Origin of the sequence: Pseudomonas sp. G2-4, from assembly GCF_030064125.1 — a bacterium.
Taxonomy (GTDB): domain Bacteria; phylum Pseudomonadota; class Gammaproteobacteria; order Pseudomonadales; family Pseudomonadaceae; genus Aquipseudomonas.
This window is the reverse complement of sequence record NZ_CP125957.1, coordinates 2,396,310-2,418,942: the sequence shown is the minus strand read 5'-3', so window position 1 is coordinate 2,418,942 and position 22,633 is coordinate 2,396,310. Positions and strand designations below refer to the sequence as shown.

At 61.7% G+C, this 22,633-nt stretch carries 20 protein-coding genes; 1 reads left to right on the top strand and 19 read right to left on the bottom strand.

Annotation, left to right across the window (positions count from 1 at the left end; all coding sequences use genetic code 11):
• Nucleotides 1–8: 8 nt before the first annotated feature.
• The 18 genes from QNH97_RS10975 to QNH97_RS10890 form a co-directional block, all read right to left on the bottom strand.
• Entirely contained in the window at nt 9–1,025 is a 1,017-nt protein-coding gene (locus QNH97_RS10975; protein WP_283556818.1) for a dihydrodipicolinate synthase family protein, read from the bottom strand.
• 28 nt (nt 1,026–1,053) lie between these two features.
• Complete coding sequence (locus tag QNH97_RS10970) at nt 1,054–2,064, bottom strand: ornithine cyclodeaminase family protein (protein ID WP_283556817.1); 1,011 nt, start codon at nt 2,062–2,064, stop codon at nt 1,054–1,056.
• Nucleotides 2,065–2,163: 99 nt separating this feature from the next.
• Nucleotides 2,164–3,048 (bottom strand): LysR family transcriptional regulator, encoded by an 885-nt coding sequence (locus QNH97_RS10965; protein ID WP_283556816.1) that lies wholly within the window; start codon nt 3,046–3,048, stop codon nt 2,164–2,166.
• A 105-nt stretch (nt 3,049–3,153) separates the two neighbouring features.
• Nucleotides 3,154–3,939: a cyclase family protein gene (locus tag QNH97_RS10960; protein WP_283556815.1), complete on the bottom strand. Its 786-nt coding sequence runs from the start codon at nt 3,937–3,939 to the stop codon at nt 3,154–3,156.
• Nucleotides 3,926–4,933 carry an NAD-dependent epimerase/dehydratase family protein gene (locus tag QNH97_RS10955; RefSeq protein ID WP_283556814.1) on the bottom strand — a complete coding sequence of 336 codons (1,008 nt, stop codon included), beginning with the start codon at nt 4,931–4,933 and terminating at the stop codon, nt 3,926–3,928. The genes QNH97_RS10960 and QNH97_RS10955 overlap by 14 nt, the downstream gene beginning before the upstream one ends.
• The gene (locus QNH97_RS10950) at nt 4,924–5,916 is read right to left on the bottom strand and encodes a fumarylacetoacetate hydrolase family protein (protein ID WP_283556813.1); all 993 of its coding nucleotides are present in this window, start codon (nt 5,914–5,916) and stop codon (nt 4,924–4,926) included. The genes QNH97_RS10955 and QNH97_RS10950 overlap by 10 nt, the downstream gene beginning before the upstream one ends.
• Nucleotides 5,913–6,485, bottom strand: a complete 573-nt coding sequence (locus QNH97_RS10945) for a cupin domain-containing protein (protein ID WP_283556812.1) — start codon at nt 6,483–6,485, stop codon at nt 5,913–5,915. Before QNH97_RS10945 ends, QNH97_RS10950 begins: the two co-directional genes overlap by 4 nt.
• A 31-nt stretch (nt 6,486–6,516) precedes the next feature.
• A complete protein-coding gene (locus QNH97_RS10940; protein ID WP_283556811.1) occupies nt 6,517–7,470 on the bottom strand; it encodes a PDR/VanB family oxidoreductase in 954 nt (317 codons plus the stop codon).
• Nucleotides 7,470–8,513 (bottom strand): Rieske 2Fe-2S domain-containing protein, encoded by a 1,044-nt coding sequence (locus tag QNH97_RS10935; protein ID WP_283556810.1) that lies wholly within the window; start codon nt 8,511–8,513, stop codon nt 7,470–7,472. The genes QNH97_RS10940 and QNH97_RS10935 overlap by 1 nt, the downstream gene beginning before the upstream one ends.
• A 31-nt stretch (nt 8,514–8,544) precedes the next feature.
• Nucleotides 8,545–9,588 (bottom strand): Rieske 2Fe-2S domain-containing protein, encoded by a 1,044-nt coding sequence (locus tag QNH97_RS10930; protein ID WP_283556809.1) that lies wholly within the window; start codon nt 9,586–9,588, stop codon nt 8,545–8,547.
• A gap of 48 nt (nt 9,589–9,636) precedes the next feature.
• Nucleotides 9,637–10,845 (bottom strand): MFS transporter, encoded by a 1,209-nt coding sequence (locus QNH97_RS10925; RefSeq protein WP_283556808.1) that lies wholly within the window; start codon nt 10,843–10,845, stop codon nt 9,637–9,639.
• 123 nt (nt 10,846–10,968) lie between these two features.
• Nucleotides 10,969–13,503 (bottom strand): efflux RND transporter permease subunit, encoded by a 2,535-nt coding sequence (locus tag QNH97_RS10920; protein ID WP_283556807.1) that lies wholly within the window; start codon nt 13,501–13,503, stop codon nt 10,969–10,971.
• A gap of 4 nt (nt 13,504–13,507) precedes the next feature.
• Nucleotides 13,508–14,611, bottom strand: a complete 1,104-nt coding sequence (locus QNH97_RS10915; protein WP_283556806.1) for a WD40/YVTN/BNR-like repeat-containing protein — start codon at nt 14,609–14,611, stop codon at nt 13,508–13,510.
• 71 nt (nt 14,612–14,682) lie between these two features.
• Nucleotides 14,683–16,047: a DUF1329 domain-containing protein gene (locus QNH97_RS10910; RefSeq protein WP_283556805.1), complete on the bottom strand. Its 1,365-nt coding sequence runs from the start codon at nt 16,045–16,047 to the stop codon at nt 14,683–14,685.
• Between the two features lie 12 nt (nt 16,048–16,059).
• On the bottom strand, nt 16,060–17,739 hold the full coding sequence (locus QNH97_RS10905) for a DUF1302 domain-containing protein (RefSeq protein WP_283556804.1): 1,680 nt from the start codon (nt 17,737–17,739) through the stop codon (nt 16,060–16,062).
• Between the two features lie 127 nt (nt 17,740–17,866).
• Nucleotides 17,867–18,991, bottom strand: a complete 1,125-nt coding sequence (locus QNH97_RS10900; protein ID WP_283556803.1) for an FAD-dependent oxidoreductase — start codon at nt 18,989–18,991, stop codon at nt 17,867–17,869.
• A gap of 178 nt (nt 18,992–19,169) precedes the next feature.
• Complete coding sequence (locus QNH97_RS10895; RefSeq protein ID WP_283556802.1) at nt 19,170–19,532, bottom strand: Rieske (2Fe-2S) protein; 363 nt, start codon at nt 19,530–19,532, stop codon at nt 19,170–19,172.
• 15 nt (nt 19,533–19,547) lie between these two features.
• A complete protein-coding gene (locus QNH97_RS10890; protein WP_283556801.1) occupies nt 19,548–20,486 on the bottom strand; it encodes a VOC family protein in 939 nt (312 codons plus the stop codon).
• A 325-nt stretch (nt 20,487–20,811) separates the two neighbouring features.
• On the opposite strand from QNH97_RS10890, the gene QNH97_RS10885 reads away from it, so the two are divergent.
• Entirely contained in the window at nt 20,812–21,723 is a 912-nt protein-coding gene (locus tag QNH97_RS10885) for a LysR family transcriptional regulator (RefSeq protein ID WP_123347062.1), read from the top strand.
• A 24-nt stretch (nt 21,724–21,747) separates the two neighbouring features.
• Here QNH97_RS10885 and QNH97_RS29460 read toward each other — a convergent pair whose 3' ends face one another.
• Complete coding sequence (locus tag QNH97_RS29460) at nt 21,748–22,452, bottom strand: methyl-accepting chemotaxis protein (RefSeq protein ID WP_502944536.1); 705 nt, start codon at nt 22,450–22,452, stop codon at nt 21,748–21,750.
• Nucleotides 22,453–22,633 lie beyond the last annotated feature (181 nt).

Genomic DNA, 22,633 nt, shown 5'->3' with positions numbered 1-22,633 from the left:
CCTCATGCTCAGCAAGGGTGACGCCCAATCATGAAGGCGCTATCGGGATCCGAAGTCACCGGCAGACCCGCCGCAACCAGCCCTTGACGCAGGGACTTCATGAGCCGATCCGGCACGCGCATCGCCGGCGCACGAAGCGGGCCACCGTTGAATCCGGCAAGCCAGTCCTGGTATTTCCACATCGTACGATTGAGCACCCCGGTGCCGCCCGCATACGTCTGGGCGGCGGCGCCGTTGGCGCTGCGTGCCGGATTGACCTTCCAGTACAGTTCCATCGCCTCCTCGAACCGCCCCGTGCGGGCCAGTTCGAACGCCTTGGGGTAGTAGTCGCTCATCCAGGCGGTGTTGCTGGTGCCGGAGAACTGCAGCTTCATCAGGCTCATCAGAGGGATCGCATCGCCTTCGATCGGGCAACTGATCACGACCTGGTCACGGAAGTGGTAATACATCTCGCAGATGCCGGCCGGCAGCGGGAATCCTTGCTCCGACTTGATGGCCGCGATGTTCGGACAATCCGTCAACAGGCGACGAACCAACTCCAGGGACATGCCTGCCGGATGAACGCGTTCAAAGCCCCAGAGCGGAATCGGGAACAGCATCACGGCAAGGTCCGTCGCATCACAGAATGACTTGGTGTAGTCGTAGATTTCCTGCTCGCTGGTCGGCCAGAACTGCGGCGGATAGGAGAGCAGGACGATGTCTGCACCGGCTTTCTCGGCGAGCTTTACCGCCTCGATGTTCTCGGCAAGGGTGCCAAAAGCGGCATGGAAGAACAGGATCAGGTTTTTCCCCGACTCTCGGGCCCAAGCGGTGAACTGAGCGTTTTCCTGGACGGAGATCGCCAGCTCGCTGCACAGCAATGTGCTGCTGTAGCCGAGGCCAACCGTATGCTCTATGTCGTGGCGTATGCCGCGCTCATTAAGGCGCTTGAGGTCGGCGCTGAAGCTGGGGATGGTGACTGCCGAGCAGCCAACCAGGTTTTCACGGGCCCAGGCACGGGCATCGGCTTTCTTGTAAGTGGCCATGATGATTTTCCTTCGAACAGTGGAGGGGTTATTTCGAGACAGGGACAATGCTGGCGGGCAGCTCGATGCCGAGGCCTTGTTGCTTGGCGCGCTCGTACAGCGCTTGTGCAATGACGACATCCTGCAGCGCCGAGCCCACCGACTTGTAGAGGACGATGTCGCTTGCGTTTCGACGCGGTGTGACACGGCCCGCGACCAGGTCCGCCAGCGCGACCAATTTGTCCGCGACATAAACACCGGCACTGATCGCAGCAATGGCGTCACCGGTATCGTGAAGCACCTCTTGCGGCATATCAGCGACGATGCAAACAGCGCGTTCCATCGTCACCGGGTCAACTTCCCGTTGCTCCGGCAAAGTGGAACCCAATGACACGACCGTAACGCCCGCGGGCAGCCACTCCCCCAGCAACACGGGCGATTCGTCACGGCTGCGTGCGGCACAAATCACTACATCGCAATCCTGCACCGCCTCCTGTGCGCTGCTGACCGCCTGGATATCCAGCGCTGGCCTGAAGCTTTCGGCAAAACGCTCACGGCTCGCAGGCGTTGGACTGAACACCCGAACCTGGGCCACATCCCGCACAGCCTTGAGGCAGTCAAGCGCACCACGCGCTTCAAACCCCGCCCCGATCACGCCAACCCGCAGGGCCCGCCGGGGCGCCAGCAGATCCACCGCCAGTGTGGCGGTTGCAGCCGTGCGCAACCCGGTCACCCGGTTGCCGTCGATCAACGCACTGAGGGCCATGGTTTGCTGATTGAACAACGCGATCAGATAGCTGGCGCAACGGGCGCGCATGGAGGCGGCGATCAATTTGCAACCCATATGGCCGCCCGCGGGGGGCACCGCCGTCAAGCTGCGCAGCCAGATCCCGTCGCCCCGGGCCATGGACCGAGGCGGCACCATGGCATCGGATGTGGGGCAGGCATACGCCTCGGCGAGCGCGGCAACGGCTGCGCTCCAGTCACAGAGCGAGGCCACATCGGCGTCGCTGAGAAACAGCGTCGGGGCAATTACTGGGGGCACTGGGGAATCATGCATGTCGCTCACCTCGCAATCGGGTATCAGCCATTGATTGACTGACACCCTACGAGGCACGCACCACGCCGAATACTGCTCGGAGTCGAAAGCAGCTATCGCTCAAATCGATGGCATGGCCAGGTTGCAGATCAACCGTCGTACTTCACGGGAGGCACGGGTCACAGGGCGGCGGGGAGATTCGGCAAGCACGACAAAACGCTCAAGAACGGGGTCGACAATGCGCGAGGACATCAACCGTTGATCCAACGAGCCCGGTAGCACCGAGGCAATCGCATAGCCGCCGCCCGCCGCAACGACTTCATACTGGAGTTGGACGGAATCGGCTTCCACGGCGACGCACAACTCCATGGCCTGCTCGACCGCCAGGTGATCGAGCCTGGCCCTGAGCAAATGGGGCCGCCCGGGTACCACCAATGGCAATCCGGATAACTGCTTCAGCGCGATGTCTCGATGAGCGAAGATGGGGTCGGTGGAGGGCCCTACCAAGTGCAGCGGCAGCCTGGCCAGCAGATACGCCTCGCCGATGCTGGCTTCATTCTCGCGCAGCACCAACGCCATATCGAGACGACCGTCATGCAACTGCTCTTCAAGTTGAGCACTTGCGCCCTCGATCAGGTGCAACCGCACGCCTGGCATCTGTGCTTGCACGGCCGCAAAAAGCGTTCCCGCAAACCGCCGTACCGCAGAAGGCAGCATGCCGACGACCACCTCGCCCAGCGGTTTTCCACGCCGGTTACGAATGTCATCGACAAGGCCTTCAGCGTCCGCGATCAGACTCGATACGCAAGGCAGCAACTGCTCCCCGAATTCGGTCAGGACCACCCCACGTCCGGTGCGATGAAACAGCCGCTCGCCACACTGTGATTCGAGCTGGGCAATACCTCGACTCACCATGGACTGAGGCATATCCAGCAGGACGGCCGCCTTACTGAGACTTCCAGCCGCCGCGACGCGAACAAACAATGTCCATCGCGGGTCGACCATCGTCAACACCGTGGCCGCAGGCTGTATTGCGGGCTCAAGCACAGAGGCAACCCGAAGAGGCTTATCGTCGTGCATGTCATCCGCCCCCTAACACTTCGTGCAGGCTCACTCCTCGAAAATCGCCACGGCGCGGACGAAACCGGCCGAGGCGTGCCTGATCTTGTAGGGAAAACAGGACACCTGGAAACCGTTGGCAGGCAGGCACTCGAGGTTGGCCAGTTTCTCCATCTGACCGTAACCGATGTCGCGCCCGGCCTTGTGTCCTTCCCAGATGATCGAGGCGTCCCCCGTGGCGGCGAAGCGCTCGCGGGTGTATTTGAAGGGCGCATCCCAGCTCCAGGCATCAGTGCCAACCACGCGCACGCCGCGCTCCAACAGATACAACGTCGCCTCGCGGCCCATGCCCACCCCGGCATCCAGATACCCCGGCTGGCCGAACAATGCGCCGGCGCGGGTGTTGACCAGGACAATGTCCAGTGGCTGTAGCGCGTGACCGATGCGTGTCAGCTCGGCTTGCACTTGGGCGGCGCTGACCACATGGCCATCCGGCAGATGACGGAAGTCCAGTTTCACGCCGGGTTGCAGGCACCAGTCCAACGGCAGTTCGTCGATGCCGAAAGCCGGCTTGCCGCCGTCGGTGGTCGAGGCGTAATGCCAGGGCGCATCCATATGCGTGCCGCTGTGGGTGGTAATCTGCAGGCGTTCGGCAGCCCAGGACTCATCACCGGGCATTTGCTCCTTGGACAGGCCGGGAAACATCGCGGCCATCTCCGGCCAGCCTTGTTGGTGGTCCATGTAGTCGATTTTCGGCAGCAACGGCGGTGGATCGGTGTAGGGGTTGTTGTCCAGGGTAACGGACAGGTCCACCAGACGGCGTTTAGTCGATTGCATGTTCGGTCACTCCGGTCGTCGCTCGCCCGCGCGTACGGCGCGCCGGGGTAGCAGAATTCAAACTGTTGCGGATCAAGGCGCCGGCAGAGCCGTCATGACGAAAGCCAAGGGCGCGGGCCTGGGGGGTTTTCATCGCCGGAAAATTGCCGAACAACGCTTCCAATCCGGCATCCGGCGCGAAGCTGATCAACGCGCGGCGCTCCTGGCCGTAGGCAGCAGTCAGGGCATCGATGACCTGGGCAATGGACAGGTGCAGCAGCGGCAATTGCCAGATGCGCGAATCACCGATCTCGTCTGCCTGCAGTTCGGCGGCCCGTAACAGGTTATCCACGCAACACCTCACGGACATCCACCAGGCCTGTGCCTGCGGCGATACCGGGCAGCGATACGGCTGGCCTTCGGCGAAGGCGTGCAACAGATCGCTCATGAACGCCGAGCGCAGTCCATTGGGTTCACGTGGACGCGCGACAATGCCAGGCAGGCGCACGGCGCGGCCATCCACCTCGCCTCGTCGGGCCAGGTCGTTGAGGGCCATTTCCACCATCACCTTGTGCGCGCCGTAACTCAGTTGCGGGCGTGTTGCGGCACGCTCGTCGATGCGCGTCGGCAGGTCGCCGCCGTATACCGCCACGCTACTGGCATACACCAGCACCGGTGCGCCGGGCTGTTCGCGCAATTGGTCAAGCAACTCCAGGCTCGCCAACAGGTTGACCTGGTAGCCGAGAGCGTAGTGCTCCTCGGCTGCCCCGCCCGGGATGCTTACCAGGTGGAAAACCACGTCGATGCCATCGGCCAGCGCACGACGCAACAACGCCGCGTCGGTAACGCTGCCGCAATGCCGGCGCAGGCGTTTGTCCTCGGCAAATCCCACCAGTTCTTTATCCAGCAGTATCAAGGCGCTGATCGGCCGGCCGCGTAACTCATTGGTTTCAAGCAATCGTTTCACCAGTGCCCGCCCGATAAAACCATTGGCCCCGGTAATCATCACGCGCATGGCAGGTCTCCTCGCACGACGCGCTGGTCTATCGCCCCGAATACTGACTGCCCATGCTGATCGAAGACTTCCATGCGCACGCGATCACCGAAGCGCATGAACGGCGTTTGTGGTGCACCTTGCTCAATCATCTCGACGGCACGACGTTCGGCAATGCAGGCAGCGCCAACGCTGGGATCGGCATTGGAAACGGTGCCGGAACCAATCAGGCTGCCCGCCCTGAGGCGCCGGGTCAGCGCTGCGTGGGCGATCAACTGATGAAAACCAAAGTGCATGGCGCCGCCATGGGCATGACCAAACCACTGATCATTCCAATCCACCCTCAGCGGCAGATGCACACGCCCGTCGCGCCAGGCATCGCCCAGCTCGTCAGGAGTAATCGCCACTGGAGCAAAACTTGAGGAGGATTTGGCTTGGATAAAACCAAAGCCGGTCTTCATTTCACGGGGTGCTAGCGCTCGCAGGCTGACATCGTTGACTTGCAGGATGAGTCGAATATGGCTGGCGGCTTCTTCTGCCGAGCAGCCCATGGGCACATCATCGACCAGCACCGCGTACTCGCCTTCGAAGTCGATGCCATGGGCTTCACTGGGTAGCGCGATATCGTCGTGGGGCCCCAGGAAATCGTCGCCGCAGCCCTGATACATCAGCGGTGTGTGTTCAACGCCTTCGATGGGATCAAGCGCAAAAGCCTTCTGCATCCGCTCCCCGTGACTGAGGAACGTCGACGCATCCAACCACTGCCAGGCACGCGGCAACGGTGCAGCGACCTGCTGTGGATCGAAGGCAAAGGCACTTGCCTGCGTGCCCTCGTTCAAGGCGTCATAGCGGGCGCGCAATGCGCTCTCGACGCTTGACCAATGATCGATGGCCTCCTGCAGCGTCGCGGCAATATCGCTGGCATCCACCGCCCACGCCAGGTCGCGCGATACCACCAATAAGCGACCGTCGCGACTGTGATCCTTGAGGGTGCTCAGCTTCATGCTTGTTCTCCTTGCAGTTCAGGGGCGAAGCGGCCATCGAGCAGCACGAACAGCATGCGTGCCATCTGCTCGGTGCGATTGCTCCAGGCGTGATTGGTGCCTCGTTGCACGACGATGTCCCCACGTTTGAGATGCACCTCCTCGCCATCCAACACCAGCCAGACCTCGCCCTCCGTGACCACGCCGTAATCGAGGGTTTCGGTACGGTGCATCAGCTTGTGCTTGGAATCAGCCTGCCCCGTGCCGGCATGGGCCTGGCCGATTTCAGCGAAGGCCGCTGCGGCATCTTCGGCACTGACCTGGTTCTGCACGCTGTCGGGCGGAATATCCACCACGCGGATCACACTGCCCTGCGGTGCCGGACTCAACTGAAGCGGCTTGCTGGTGGGATCATTGCCGTTATCCAGCACGGCCGGGCTGGCGCCACTGTTCCAGATCTCATGGAAGACCGTGCCGGGTACCGCCTTGAGCGGGAAACTATTGGGCGTCGGTCCGCTGAGCGCGACCACCGCCTGGCCCTGGGCATCGTGCCCGGTGACCACTCGTTTGAAACCTGGAAGTTGTTGCATGTTCGACTCCTCAATCAGTTTGCCAACGGGCTTAAAGATCCAGAACCAGTCGCGCGCTCTTGGCACGTGAGCAGCAAGGCGTGAACTGGTCGTTGCGGGCCCTCTCGGCATCGGTCAGGAACATGTCGCGATGCTCCGGCTCGCCTTCCAGTACGCGCGTCAGGCAGGTACCGCAGATACCCTGTTCGCAGGACAAGGGAATATCGATACCGGCCTCCAAAAGCACCTGTGCCACGCTGCGATCGGCAGGCACTTGCAGGCACTGTCCGGTGCTGGCCAGCTGCACCTCAAAACCTCCCGCCTCGGGGGCCGGGACAGCGGCGGCGGCAAAGTACTCCCGGTGCAATTGCGCCTCGGTCCAGCCCTGCTCGCGCGCCGTGCCGAGCACGTGCTCCATGAAGCCGCTGGGACCACAGACATACAGGTGACGGTCGCGGGTCGGCGCGGATAAAACCCGAGCGGCGTTGAGACGCTGGGACCCTTCACCATCGTCGACATGGACATGCACACGGTGGGCAAATGGCGAATGGCGGATGTACTCAATAAAGGCCATGCGTTCAGCTGAACGGCCGCAATAGTGCAGCTCGAAAGCAGCGCCGCTCTGGGCCAGGCGCTCGGCCATGCAAAGGATCGGCGTGATGCCAATACCACCAGCGAACAGCAGGCTGTACCCTGCCCCATGCTCCAGCGGGAACAGATTGCGTGGCTCACTGATACTCAGCCGGCTGCCTTCGTGCACTTGCTCGTGCATGGCCTGCGAACCGCCGCGAGACGCCGGGTCGAGCAACACGCCCAACAGGTAGCGGTGGTGCTCTTCGGGGTGATTGCACAGCGAATACTGGCGAACCAAGCCGTTGGGCAAATGCACGTCGATGTGCGAGCCGGCACTGAAAGCCGGCAGCGGGCGATGATCGACCGCGGCCAATTCAAAGCTGTAGATGCCTTCGGCTTCGAGGCGCTTGCGGGTCACGACGACAGCGATCATCACCGGGCACCCGCTTGTTGTTCAGCGGCGATCAAACGGTCGAGTACACGACGGGCTCGAACGGCTCCGGCGTCGCCGATCAACAAGACCGGCTTCAAATCCCAGAAAGACGTATCGCCTATCATCCGCTGCTGAGCCTCGAGCATCGGCAGGTCTTCATCGTGAAAAGGCTGATTGATAGCGGCTGCCTGCTGCTCTGCCAATCCCTCGGCAAACTCGCCCATCGCCTTGGGAAAACACATGGAGAACCAGTAGTGAGTCGTGGTCTCCGTCTCCGGGGTGAACAAGTGCGGAATCGGCGTCGAAACGCCCTCTTCCCTTGGACGGCCTGTCGCCACCGCGCCGGAAAAGAGCATCATGTTCGCAGGGGCATCCCAACGCACATCGATCCACCGATCCACCGGGGTGTTCAGCGGGATGTTCCAGGCGTTGTAGAGAAAATCCGGCAAGATTTCGGCAATCGTCTGCCGGTTCGACCAGACGGTGTTGCCCTCCTCCAGCACGCTGGTCAGCGCACCTTTGACGCCATCGCCACCCAACGTGCTGGGATGCAGAAACTCGATATGGCTCAGGTCCATGATGTTGTCGGTTTCCAACACGTAGTTGGCCTTGGCGTGCAAATAGCGTTTGCCGACATACCAATGGTCATCGTCCATGCAACTGAAATCAGGGATCAGCGTTGCGTCGGCCAGACGCGTATCGCCCATCCAGATCCACAACAAGCTATGGCGTTCGACCAGGGGATAGGCCTTGACCTTGGCGGCCCGGGGAATCGCACCATCGCCGTGAGGGTTATGCACGCAGGTGCCGCTGCCATCAAACGCCAGGCCATGGTACGGACACTGCACCGCATCGCCCTTGAGCACGCCCATGCCCAGGGGTGCGAAACGGTGTGGGCAGCGATCGGCAATGGCTTGAGCGCTGCCTTGGGTATCACGGAAAAACACCACAGGCTCATTGAGCAGGGTTCGTTGGAACAGCGTCCCGGTCTTGACCTCGACGCCCCAGGCGGCTGCATACCAGACGTTGCGTAGAAAACTCATCGCAATTCCTCTCTTTAGAACGACAGTTGGGTCACTGCCGGGCTTCAACCGTTGCCCGCTCAGCCTCAATCAGTCGACGCAGGACACGTCGGCAGCGCACGGCACCGGCATCGACCGGCAGCAACACAGGGTTAAGGCCAAGCAATTCAACCTCGCCAATCTGACGCTGCTGAGCCTCGACCATGGGTTTGTCTTCATCGGAAAAAATGCCGATCAACATCTTCTGGACGAAGGCATTCAACTGTTCATTGTGCTGCTCGAAACTGCGCGTGTTGGCGAAGAAGTAATGGGTATTCGTCGCGTCCTGTGGGGTCATCAGGTGCAAGTTCCAGGTAACGGGCCCCTCCTCCCTCGGGCGTCCTGGGGCGGTGGCGCCACTGCCCAGTAACATCAGGCCTGGCGCATGCCAGATAACCTCGGCCCAGACGTCTGCTCGAGTCGGGTCTTCAAGATGCGCGCCGAAAGCTGGCGGGGGCACGTCGTCAGGGGCCCACCAACTGATGCGCACGCGATCATTGGGCAACTCCTCAACGCTGGCGCGCACCCGTGACAACGCTCCGCCACCCAGCGTACCGGGGTGCAGGAAATCAACATGGCTCAGGTCCATGATGTTGTCCGACAGCAGCTCGTAGTGGGCGCGGGTAGGCAAATACCCATTGCCCTTGGCATGGGTTGGCGCCTGCTCGAAAAAGGAAAAGTCAGGGATCAGCGCATCGCTGGCCAGTGCCGGATCGCCAAGCCAGACCCAGATCGCGGCATGGCGCTCGACAACAGGAAACGAGCGCACACAGGCGGCCTTGGGGATATTGCCTTCGCCATGGGGATTGTGAGTGCATTGGCCATGACCATCGAAACGCAATCCGTGGTACGGGCATTGAACGCTGTCGCCGACAATCTTGCCCATGCGCAGTGGGGCAAACCGGTGTGGGCAGCGATCATCGATTGCCTGGACCACGCCCAGGCTGTCGCGAAAGAACAGGATCGGCCGCTCGACAATGGTTCTCCCAAGCAGCGCCCCCGGCACCAGCTCGTCTGCCCAGCCAGCGATGTACCAGGTGTTGAGCAAGTAATTCATGATGATCTCCTCGTTGTTCTTATTTTGATAAAACGTCGTATGGGCAGATCAGCGATCAGGGTCCACGGCGACAGTGGCGGAAAAAGCAGCTCCGCGGCCACGCAACCGAATGCAAGCCAAGGCCACCAAGAGTTGAACGCCCGCAACGATCCCCAGCGCGGCCGGCAAAGCGCTGCTCATCCCACCGGTGATAGCCAGCACCACCAGCGGGCTGACGAACTCACCGGCAAAGAACATCGACGTGAAGCCGCCGGCAGCTCGGCCGCGCTGATGGAAGTCGACCAGGGACATGATCCAGGTGAGCAGGGTCGGCATCATCAGGCCGATACCCAGGCCATTGATCAGTACGGCAATGACCACCAGCCCATGACTGCCGGCCACCGCCATCAGCCCGCCACCGATAGCCGCCGTGGCGAAAGCCAGGAACATTTTCCGGTGCGCCGGCACCCCGCTGAGCAAGCGAAAACCCAAGGCGCCGGCAAGCACGCCGAGCTGGCTGGCGCCCATGGTCAAACCGATCTGCTGCGCGCCGTCGACATGCAGCAGGTTGAGCAGGAAACCGACTTGTACCGGCACGATGAACAGGCTCAAGCCCGTCAGGAAGGCCAGGCCATACAGCGGTGCGAGGACGCGCCAGGGGAACGCCCGTCTTACCGCCGTTGCCGTTGCCGTTGCTACAACACGCGCACGCGGCTCCCACAGCAACCAGACCATCAGCGGCAGAAGCACCAGTCCCAGCCCATACAGGGAAAACGGTGTACGCCAGCCGTGCTCGCCGAGCACGCCACCGACGGCAATGAAAATCGCCGCCGCCAGCGAGGTGGCGACCATCTGCAGGGCGAACATGCGTTCACGTCGCGCACCGCTGTAGTAGTCGCCCATCATCGTGGTGCAGCAGGTCATGATCGCCGCCTCGGCCAAACCGATGCCGGCGCGGCTGATCACAATGGCCTGCAGCGACTCCAGCCAGAGCGGCAGCACGCCACAGAGGGTGTAGAGGAACATGGCGCCGATCAGCAACGGCTTGCGCCCGAGCCGGTCGGCGATGATCCCCGCGACGGGGGCCAGCAGGGCAATCATCAGCGCCGGTAGCGTCAAGGCGACGGGCACCAGCACGGCCACACCCGGTGTGTCGGCAAAATGCTCCTGCATACGCGGCAGCACAGGTGCCAGCAACACCGCCCCCAGTACCGGCAGGCAACTGCCGAGCAACAGCAATAACGACTGCGGCAAACCCGCCTGGCGTTCAACGTTCATCGTGCACCTCCGAGGGTTGGGCCGCGCAAAACGCCATACCGAAGGCGCTCAGGCCGGCAATAAGGTCAAGCCAGAGAGGCTGCTGAAACAGGTACAGACGAGGCATGGCAAAGTCCTTTCTTGTTATGGCGCGACTGGATTAGCCGCTGTTTGAACGTGACCGGAAGTCTTCTTGCTCGGCGAGCGCGATACCTTGGCCTCCTCCGCCGTGGCGGCCATCAGCGGTACATTCACCGGACGACTGGCCTCATCCCGGAACTCAGGCTCGACCTGCCCCTTGCTGACACGCTTGCTTGGCAACAGGAAGTGAGCCAGGGCCGGCAGCAGAACCAGCGCACCGACCATGTTCCAGACGAACATGAAGGCCAGCAGTACGCCCATGTCGGCCTGGAACTTGATCGGCGAAAGCATCCAGGTGGCAACACCGATAGCCAGGGTCACACCGGTCAGCATCACCACCTTGCCGGTGGACAGCAGTGCCCGGTAATACGACTCCGACAGGCTTGTGCCCTGGCGCATATGACCGAGCAGGATGCTCATCACGTACAGCGCGTAGTCGACACCGATGCCCACGCCAAGGGCGATGACCGGCAGGGTCGCGACCTTGACGCCGATGTTCAGCCAGACCATCAGCGCTTCACAGAGGATCGAGGTGAGCATCAGTGGAATCACCGCACAGATCGTGGCGCGCCAGGAGCGGAAGGTAATCAGGCACAGCAGGATCACCGCGCCGTAGACCCAGAACAACATTTCGCGATTGGCCTGACTGACCACGATATTGGTCGCGGCCTCGATCCCGGCGTTGCCAGCGGCAAGGAGGAACTGCACCTCGTCGGTATTGTTCGCCGCAGCGAACTGTTCGACATGCTCCACCAGCCGGGTCAGGGTCTGCGCCTTGTGGTCGGAGAGGTAGACATACAGTGTCAGCAGGCTGCAGTCCTCGTTGTACAGCCCGCGCGGCGCCCCGGCGGTGACCATGTTGAGCATCGCCTGGTTGTTCTGCAGCTCGTACCACTTCGGGCTGCCTTCACTGAGGCCGACCAGCATCCGACGGTTAAGCAACGCCAGGGAGTTGGTCGAATCCACGCCTGGCAAGGTGCGCAATTGCCAGTCGAGGGCATCGACCTTGCTCAGGATGTCGTAGCGCGAACAGGCACTGGCCGGCGTCTTGATCATGACCGCGAACAGATCGCTGCTGGCGCCGTAATGTTGGGTCAGAAACGCATCATCCTGGTTGTAGCGCGAGTCAGCCCGCAACTCCGGGGCACCGGCGTCGAGATCGCCGACTTTCAATTGCAGGCTGACCACGAAGCCGACAGTCGCCAGTGCCAGGCTCAGGGCAATGCACAGCGCAGCCCAGCGACGCTGGGTGAACAGGTCGAGGAAGCGCCAGAACCCGTGGCGATTCTGGCCGGCTTGTTCGGCGTGCTCGCTTTTCAAACTCAGCCGCGCAGCACGGCGGCTGACACCCACATAGGAAAGCAGTACCGGCAACAGGATCAGATTGGTGAAGATCAGCACGGCCACACCGATACTGGCGATCATCGCCAGGTCCTGGATCACCTGGATCTTGATGATCATCAGCACCGCAAAGCCCACCGCGTCGCAGAGCAGCGCGGTGAGACCGGCGAGGAACAGACGACGAAAGGTGAAGCGCGCGGCGACCACACGGTGCATGCCACGACCGATGTCCTGCATGATGCCGTTCATCTTCTGTGCGCCATGGCTCATGCCAATGGCAAACACCAGGAACGGCACCAGCACCGAATAGGGATCCAGTTGATAGCCCAGCAACGGCAGCAGGCCGAGCTGCCAGACCACCGCCACCAGCGAGCAGAACACCACCAGCAAGGTGCTGCGGATGCAGCGGGTATACCAGTAGAGCACCACGGCGGTGATCAGGATGGCCACGGCAAAGAACATCAGGATCTGCCGCAGACCGGCAATCAGGTCACCGACTTTCTTGGCGAAACCAGTGATACGAATGTCGATGCTATCGCTCTGGTACTGGCTGCGCAGCGACTCCAGTTGTTGCGACAGCTTGGTGTAGTCCAGCGGCTGGCCGTCGGGGGTGCGCTGCAGCAGCGGTACATGGATGATGCTCGAAGCGTGGTCGAAAGCCACCAACTGGCCGATCTCGTTGGACAACTGCACATTGCGCCGCAATGCCGCGAGGCTGGCGTCGCCACCATCGTAGTTGTCCGGAATCACCGGTCCACCGTCCAGGCCCGCTTCGGTCACCGCCACCCAGCGCGTGGCCGGTGTCCATAGCGACTTCATGTACGCACGGTCGACGCCGGGCAGCAGATAGATTTTGTCGCTCAACGCCTGCAGGGTCTTGAGGTAGGCGCTGTCGTAGATGTCACCCCGCTTGTTGACCACGGCGATGCGCACCGCGTTACCCAGCCCGCTCAGTTCCTGTTGGTGCTCAAGGTAATTGGCAATGTACGGATGCTGGGTGGGGATCATTTTTTCGAAGCTGGCGTTCAGCTCGACACGGCTGGACTGCCAACCGAGCACCAGCGTGGTCGCCAGGCACAACAGCAGCACCCACAGGCGATGGTTGAACAGGGCTCGTTCGAGTACCGAGCCGGAACGCGGATCAAAATCATCGAAGGCATTCAAAGGCGACGGGGTGAAATTGCTAGGGGACGTCATAACCTCACTCCGAAGCGGCAGTGGATGGCTGCGCAATACGCTGCAGCCCAGTGAAACCGGCGACGATCAGGCTGCCATCGGCGGCCTCGACCAGACTTGAAACGGGCCTGCCCAAGGGCTTGCCCAGTGGTAGCAGCGCCGCCCCGGTCTGCTCGCCGTTGCGAAACAGCACGCCGCTCTGGTTGACCAGGAGCACCCGGCCGTCGGCCAGGCGGGTGGCGTCGTTGAATGAAATCGGCATGGGCACTGACAGGCGTTGGAAGCTGTCGCCACCATCCTTGGAGATAAAGGCGTTGCCCCTCAGACCGCCCACCAACAGGGCGCCATCGGCGCGGCTCTGCAGGGTGAAGAAGCTGCCTTCGTAAGGGCTTTGCAGCTGACTGAACGAAACCGCGTCGTCATCCGAACGCGCCAAATAGCCCTGCTCGCCAGCCAGGAACCAGCGCGAACCCTCGTGACTGATGGCGTACAGGTGCATCCCGTTCGGGTTGGCGATGTGCCCCATCCGCGACTGCCAGGTGGCGCCGCCATCGGCGGTCCACAGCGCCAGCCCGTAGGCACCCACGATCAGCCCATGTTGTGCATCGATGAATTCGAGCGCCAGGAAGGGCTTGTCCGCACCATCGGCGACGAGACGCTCGGCATTTTGTACGCGGGCCAATGCGTCATCCAGATTGGCAGCCGTGGCCTGGTCGGCCTTGGCTGTTTCCAGTTCGAGCTGCGCCGCGCGTGCGCCGTCGAGTTGCAACGTCCAGTGCTCGCCACCATCACGCGTGACCAATACCACGCCAGCGTGACCAACGGCCCAACCCTGTTGCGCGTCGACGAACTGCACCGCCGTCAGGCTGACCGATACCGGCACCGATGCCTGACGCCAGCTTTGCCCGTTGTCGTCGGAAAGCAGCACCAAGCCACGCTCGCCCACGGCCACCACACGTGTGCCGGCCCGCGCCAGATCGAGCAACACGCTCTTCTGCGCAGCCGGTACCACCATGGCCGGGGTGTTCAGCGGCGCGCCCACGGTGTTGGGCCCTGCCAGGCATTCGCTCGTGGCGAAGGGCAAATACAAGGCCAAGAGCAAGGCGCCCGCCTGACTGATTCTGTTCATAACCCACCTCGGAAAAACACTCGCACCCCAAGGGCAGGCCAACAGGCCTGCCCTTCACGCTCAGCTCAGACTCAACGCACGCCGCGCCCGGCCATCGCCGCTGGCGAGAACTCGGAGGCCTTGTAGCGATCGACCGCGTGATACTGCTCCGGCAATCCGGCGTAGAGGTTCTGGATAAACCACGCGCCGGAGGTCAGGTCATAGAAACCGGCCGACAGTTGCACCAGGCCTGGCAGGTCGGGCAATACGGAAGGCAGCGACCAGAGGGTCTTGGCCAGTTGGCCGCTGGCGTCCCAACGGTCGCCGAGCAGGGCTTGCCACGTGTCTTCGTCGAGGTAGTAGCGGCCTTTGGGCAACTGGTGACGCTTGCCGGCGGCCAACGTCGACTCGACTACCCAAACGCGGTGCAACTCCCAACGCACGTAGTCAGGATTCAGATGGTGCTTGGCGAACAGGTCTTCCGGCCGGGCGGCCGCCTGCACCTTGTTCGTGTTGTAGGGAACATACATTTCCTGCTTGCCCACCAGTTTCCAGTCGAACCGGTCCGTACGTCCCTGCCACACGAACAGTTCGTCGAAGGACATGACCCCGGCAGTGGACGGCGTAGGGGTATCGCAGCAAGCGTTGGGCAGCGTGCGCACTCGGCGCTGGCCGCTCAAATAGACATGGGCCTGGGATTTGTCACCATTGATGTTCTCCCGCCCCAGGATTTGCTCGCCGGCACGAATCGCCGGGCCGGAATTGACAAAGTGCACCTGCCAGTAGTCGCCCGAGTAGTTCTCTGGGCCGCCCTCCTCGAAGTAGTAGGGCATCTCCTGGGTCAACAGGCCGTCGCTGGTCATCACCTGGTTGCCGTCGGCCGTCATCAGATAGTGGCGAAAATGCGCCGCCACCGAGGTGCCACGCCAGTTCAGCAGGTGGTTCCAGATGGCTTCGGTGCCGTTCTGTGGAATCGGAAACGGGATCCCGCCATAGGCACCATCAGGGATCAGGCCGGCGCTGCTGGTGACCAGTTTGGCGCGGGTCGCATTCTTGAGCGTGTTGTCATAGACCCACTGCGGCGCGGCCGCCGTGCGCCGGGTCGGATACACATCGATGCGATAGGTGTCCGGGAAGCGCTTGAACAGCTCCTTGGTGCCGTCGCTGAGCTTGTCGGCGTACTTGGCCAGGTTCTGGGCGGTGATGCTGTACAACGGTTTGTCCGCGGCAAACGGATCGCTACGCTTGCCCCCCGGTTTGTAAGCCGGATCGACCTTGGTGTAGCCGCCATCCCAGGCCGGAATGCTGCCGTCGGCATTACCGGCTTTCTCTGCACCGAAGGGTGTCAGGGTCTTGCCCAGCTCAGCCGCTTGTTCAACGCTGGCGGCCAAGGTCATCGGCGCGGCGGCGGCCAGCAGGGTTAAGCACAAGGCCTTTAGAGTGAACTGAATGGTCATGCGCGAATCCTCTTAGAACGTGGTCTTGACGGAGAAAGCCAGGTAGTCCCGGTCCTTCAACGACTGCTTGTAGTTAAAGTGGTTGGCAGCGTCGAGGGTGGTGTCCTCGGGTCCGTAGAAGTGGGTATAGGTCAGCCCAAAGGTCACCTGGTCCAGATAGGTAGCGGTGATACCAATGTTCATGTCGCCGCCTTTATCCGGGCCGAACCCGCTGACCGCGGCCGACTTACCCATGGGGAAGTAGCTGATGCCCATCGGAATACCGATATCCACACCCGGGAAGAACTGCCGATAGGTAGGCGTGTACACCAATTTGAGGCCCAGGCCGTCATCCGTTGAGTTGGGGTCCAGGGCTGCGCGGTTCTTGGTCACGGACAGCACTCGGTTCCAGGCCACCTCCCCGATCAGGCTGGCTTCATTGGCGATGAAGGAAGGCCCCAGCGATGCCAGTACGTTGAGGTTGACATGGGCCGTACGGCCAACGGCGTACAGAGCGTCATCGTTGTTGTCCGCCTCGACGCCCGGCAGGACCGTCTGGCCACTGGATACCAACGGCATGTTCCAGCGCGTCGATGCCTCACCGGCAAAGCTGTATTCGTCGACAGTGGTGGCGAAGCTGGCGCCCAGGACACGAATATCTTCCGGGTAAACCCAGGAGTACTCACCGATTTTCCCGGTACTGAAGTCAGGCCCGGTGGCATTCGGTTTCATATACAGCGTTGGGGTTTTCTCGTGATACTGGAGCGCGTACAGGCCGTAATCCACGGTCCCGGTCGTGTATTTGAGCTGCAGTCCGCCTTGGCCGGAGCTTCTGGCTTTCTTGTCTTTGCCATGGAAGAACGCTGCCGGGCTATTGGCATTACCACCAAGGAAAGGCGGGAATGGCCCGCCAACGATCAGCCGCTCATTGCCTTCGCCGAGGGTATCGCTGGTAGAAAAGTAGCTTCCGGAGCCGGGCAGGCGAGTCTCTTCCCACTCAAACTGGTAGAACGCGCCCAGCGACATGTCATCGGTCAGTTGGTAAGTGGTCGATAGCTGATTGACCGGCCGGGTGATTTCCTTGAACTGGGTATTGGGCACTGATTGCGCCTTGACCACGTCCACCGGCGCCATGGCACCGGCAATGCCATTGGCACCGAAGAACAGACTCTCACCCCAGATCAGGCCGTGGCGCCCCACACGAACCGACATGGCACGCTCGGCCAGTTCACCGTTCCAGTAGACAAAGGCGTCCAGTATTTCACCATCGCCACCATGCAGATGACGCGTGTCGCTGGTGAATTCGTCGAAGCCGACCGAGCGTTGGTTGGCACTGGCGGCGTCGTTATTGTCGTTGCTGTCCTGGTACACGGTGTCATACCAGGCCGCACCGCTCAGGCGAGCGCCGAAGTCGTGAAAGCCGATGTCCAGTTCGGAAAGAATATCCAGGCGATTGGAGATCAGCCCTTTTCCAAAGTTGTTATCGCCGTCATTCTGGTTCAGCGCCGTCTGCCCCTGGCTGAGCTTGCTGCTGGGGTCCTTCAGGCGCCAGGCCGCGCTGTACTTCAGCGTGTTGTCCCAGCGCAAGCTGAGATCGGGATTGCCGGAATCGATCTGAAACGCCTGGGCAGCCGAAGCGCCAAGCCCCAGGCTGGCCGCGAGGGTCAGGGTGAAGGGGACGCGCCGCGAGGCAGCGAACTTGCGAGTAGCCATCGAAGTAACCCTCTTTATTGTTGTTGTATGTCAGCTCTTCTGGTAAACAGCGCCCGCTGGCGAGCCAGGCCAAGCCTGCGCGGGCATGAAACATCCATGGGAGAGCGAAATCAGTCCTGCCGGAGCCTCAGATGGCCACTGCCGTGAACTCGATCATCCGCCTGACCAAGCCGACCCGGTCAAAGCTGCTGTCGTGGGCAGTTTCCTTTTCACCCACCAGCTCCGAGCTTTCGCTGATGAATTTGCAGCGCTCATAACGGCGCGCCATAAAGCGTTCGAGCTGCTGTTCGACGCTGCCACCGGCGACCAGCTCCTCGCCCAGCACAACCGCATCTTCAATGGCCATGCCAGCGCCCTGACCCAGGTGCGGCGTCGTGGCGTGCACCGCATCGCCGATCAGCACGATACGGCCGCGGTACCAAGGCTCGCTGACGAACACCACTTCCAGCGGTTTGTAGACGACCAGGTCGCTGTTGCTGATCTGCTCGCGCAGTTCACCGATCAGGCCGGTGAAACCGCTCAGGCGCTGGCGCATCTCGGACGCCAGGGTGGAGGCGTCCATCCTCGGGTTACCGGGCTCATGGGAGGTCATGAACATATACATCTGGTCGTGCCCCAGCGGCACCAGCCCGGCATTGCCGGCGGGTCCCTGGAAGGTCGCCAGATGATCAACGCCAGCGGTACGTGGAAAGTTGTAGCGCCACACCGATTGACCAGTGAAGCGCGGCTGGTACTGCTCGCCGAACAGCAAACCGCGCAGATGGGAGTACAGGCCATCAGCCCCCACCACCAGGTCATAACGGCCGTGGCTGCTATCGGTGAACAGCACATCGACACCCTCGCCCGCCTGTTCCAGCGTTTGTACGCTCAGGCCCAGGCGAATCGAGGCGCCCAGGGCAATCGTGGTTTCACTGAGGACTTGATGCAGGGCCAGACGCGAGATGCCGACGTTGGCTGGGTACTCGGGGCCGGCCAGGCGCTGGCCGGGAAGGCGTGCCAACTGCTCGCCGGCAGTGTTGGAGAGGGTCACATCCTCGAACGCGAAGGCGGCGCCCAGATAGCCGTCCAACACACCCAGCTTGGCCATCTCACGCACGACGTTGCCCTGCTGGAGGATGCCGACGCCGTAGACGGTCCACTGCGTCTTGAGTTCGACAAGATCGACTTCGATGCCTTTGCGACGCAATGCGATTGCGGCACATAGACCACCGATACCACCGCCGACAATAAGCACCTTTTTCACTGAGTTCATGCTTGTCTCACTCTTATTCTTGTTATTCACGCTGGCGTTATGCAGGAGCGATTTCAGGCCTCGCTACCGGGTATTTCTGCGCGCATTCACTACCGCGTTGTGCTCACTTTCTCGGTAAAGCAGGCGTTTGACTAATCGCATGTAGGGATACGATGTATCAGCAACCGCGATACGTTAACTAGGGTGCACAAACTGCCAATTGATCCGCTTCGAGCACCAGCCAGTCGGCCTCCGAATACCATTGCAGAGCGCTCAGGCGTTCCCCCAGACAGGGTCCGTAGACGCACAGGCCACTGTCCGGAAGGAACCGGGCACCGTGGGCGTAACAGATGATCTGGCTGCCATCGGCGCTTAGAAAACGGTCCTTGCGGTACTCCAGGGGCACAGCCAGATGCGGGCAGCTGTTGCGATAAATTCGCACCTCACCGTGGTGACGCAGTGCAAACACGCTGTCCTTTCCCGTACCCAGCGGATCGAACCCACGGGCCTGCCCTTCGAGCAGTTCATCCAAGCGACACAGAGCAATGGCGGCGTGACTCATGGACGACATCCGCACTCAGGCCTGCTTGGGCGGCGGACCGCTCGGGAACCACTTTTCCCTGGACGTGAACAGGAACAGCTGCGAGTTATCCGCCGACAACGGCGCCTGGCGTGCTTGCCAGGCATCATCGTGCTTGTCCATGTCTGCGTCGTATTCGATGTGGCAGCCCAACGGGCTGTTGAAGTACCAGAACCAATTGGAGCCAAAGAGGTGACGACCCGGCCCCCAAAAGCTGGTCCAGCCGTTCTGTTCGAAGCGTCGCCCGGCCAGCAACACTTCCGTACCGCTGCCCATGTGAAAGGTGAAGTGCTCGCAGCCCTTCATGTGCGGTGGCGTCTGGATCATGAACAAGCAATGGTGGTCATCGGAACCGGCCGGACGCATGAACGGACCGGCGCCAACAAAGGTGTCGGTGGTCACGAAGCCCAGGCGTTTGTAAAAGGCTTCGGCCTTGACCGCATCCGGCACGAAATACACCACGTGGGAAAGGGTGCGCGGCAGGGCCTGCATATCAGGGTGGATGCCAGGCTGGTTGACCGGGCGCTGGGGGGCATGGCCCGGTGCATTGGTCAGGTCGGCCGGCGCACTGTAGGCGCGCCGCACACTGATCTGGAAACCAATGGCAAAACCCATGTCGTCAACGCTGTGCACGGAGCCATTGGCACCACGGGTTACCGGGCGATCACGCCCCAGCTCATCGGCGATGGCATCCAGGTCAGCCGCGCTGGCCACGCCATAAAGGGTCTCCCGAATCGAGGGAGCAGGGCCGATGGCGGCCGGCAGACTGGCATCGTCAGCGCGGCGGATGATCACGGCAGTGCCGTCGAGGGCTTCGAAACGGCCGCCCTCGCTGTCGACATCGACAGGTTGCAGGCCGTAGTCACACAGGCAATGGGTACAGGCTTGAATGTCGTCGACGCCAAAAACCAAGGCATCAAGGCCGATGATGTTCATTGTTACCACTCCATTGAAATTATTCTGCGCAAGGCCAACACCTCGCTGTGGGAGCAGTGCCCAGGCGATGCGCTGCCGATGCTGGTTTTGGAGTCGATAAAGCGTCACGGCCAACCGACTGCGTGCCGATACTGACGCGGGGGAAATCCACTGACTAATCGCTTGTCGGGATGCGACCTATCGGCAAACGCGATACATGGCCGCACAGAGCCAACGGCGGGGAAAATCGAATATTCATCGGTCGATGCCCCCTTTCAAGGGACTTGACGGCGCGATAGGAACGCCGGAAGGTATTTACAAAATAAATACAAAAATCGAGACCGCCATGCGCTTTAACCACTTGGATCTCAACCTCCTGGTGGCGCTTGATGTGTTACTGGAAGAGCAGAACATCACCCGCGCCGCCGAACGCCTGCACATGACCCAATCCGCCACCAGCGGAGTGCTCGGCAGGCTGCGCGTCTATTTCGAAGATGAACTGCTCGCCCAGGTCGGGCGCAAGATGCAGCCCACGCCCTATGCCCGAGAACTGGCGGCGCCCGTGCGCCAGATATTGCTGACGATCCAGTCCTCGATCACCGCCAAACCGGTGTTCGACCCTGCGACCAGCAAGCGCCATTTCCGCCTGATCACCTCGGACTACCTGATCAGCGTCCTGTTTGCCCGAGTGATCCAGAAGATCTACCTGGAAGCCCCGCACATTACCTTCGAACTGCTTGGCCCCGGCGACACGTCCACCGAGCTGCTGATGCGCGGCGAGGCCGACATGATGATCGTGCCAGAGCGCTACCTCATCGAAGGCCACCCATCGCAGCTACTGTTCGAAGAAGAGCACGTTTGTGTCGTATGGGACGGCAACACCCAAGTGGGCGATAGCATCACGCTGGACCAGTACATCGAGATGGGCCACGTATCGGTGATTTTTGGCCGCAACCGGCAACTGAGCGTCGAAGAATGGCTGATGAGCCAATACGGTTTCACGCGTCGCATGGAGGTGGTCACCCACGACTTCAACACCTTGCCGCAGTTGATCGTCGGCACCCAACGTGTCGCCACCATGCTCCAGCGCATGGCCAGGCTTTACGCCAACTACCTGCCGCTGCGCATCCTGCAACCACCGGTGAAAATCCCGGTGATGCGTGAGTTCATGCTCTGGCACCGAACCATGGATGGGGATCCGATGCACCGTTGGTTGCGGGCAAAAATCAGTCAGATCATCAACGAGCTGGAGCAATAGTTGCTCCCGCTGCCCGGAGGCGAATCAGGTGCGGAAGTGCCCGACGGCCGCATTCAACTCGCCGCTAATCTGTTGCAAATCGGCCGTTGAACTTTGCAGTTGCAGGCTTTCCCTTGCACTGTCCTCGGCCACCTCGCGCACCCGCGTCATGCTCCGGCTGACTTGCTCGGCCACCACGCTCTGCTGCTCGGCGGCGGCGGCAATCTGTTGGTTCATCTGTTCGATGCTGGATACCGCCCGGGTAATCCGCGCCAGTGCCTGGGAGGCTTGGGCGGCAAGGACCACTGTTTCATCACTTAGCACATGACTGCCTTGCAAGCGCTCGGCGGCGTGTTGGGCAACACCGCGCAGACGAGCGATCAACCCTTCGATTTCCGTGGTTGAGCGCTGGGTGCGCCGAGCCAGCCCGCGCACTTCATCGGCGACCACGGCGAAACCACGACCATGCTCGCCGGCACGCGCAGCCTCGATGGCGGCGTTGAGCGCCAGCAGGTTGGTCTGCTCGGCCACCGCCTTGATGACATCGAGGACCCCGCCAATCGCTGCGCTCTCCACCAACAGGGACTGCATGGCTTGCGCGCAACCACTCATCTCCACCGCCAGATGATCGATCTTGCCACCCGCCTGACGCACCAGTTCATCGCCCTCACGGGCCTGTTCGTCGGCGTGGGCCACCGCTTCACTGGCCTCACCGGCATTGCGGGCGACTTCCTGCGCCGTGGCAGCCATCTGTTGCATGGCGGTGGCTGCCAGTTCGGTTTCCTGGCGCTGCTGCTCGACGCCGCGACTGTTGCTCTGGGTCACCTCGGCCAGGCTGCGGGCCATGCCATTAAGCGAGCCGACACCACGGTCGATGCGCCCGACCAATCCGCGCAGGTTGCCCAACATGCTGCCCACTGTGCTCAACAGC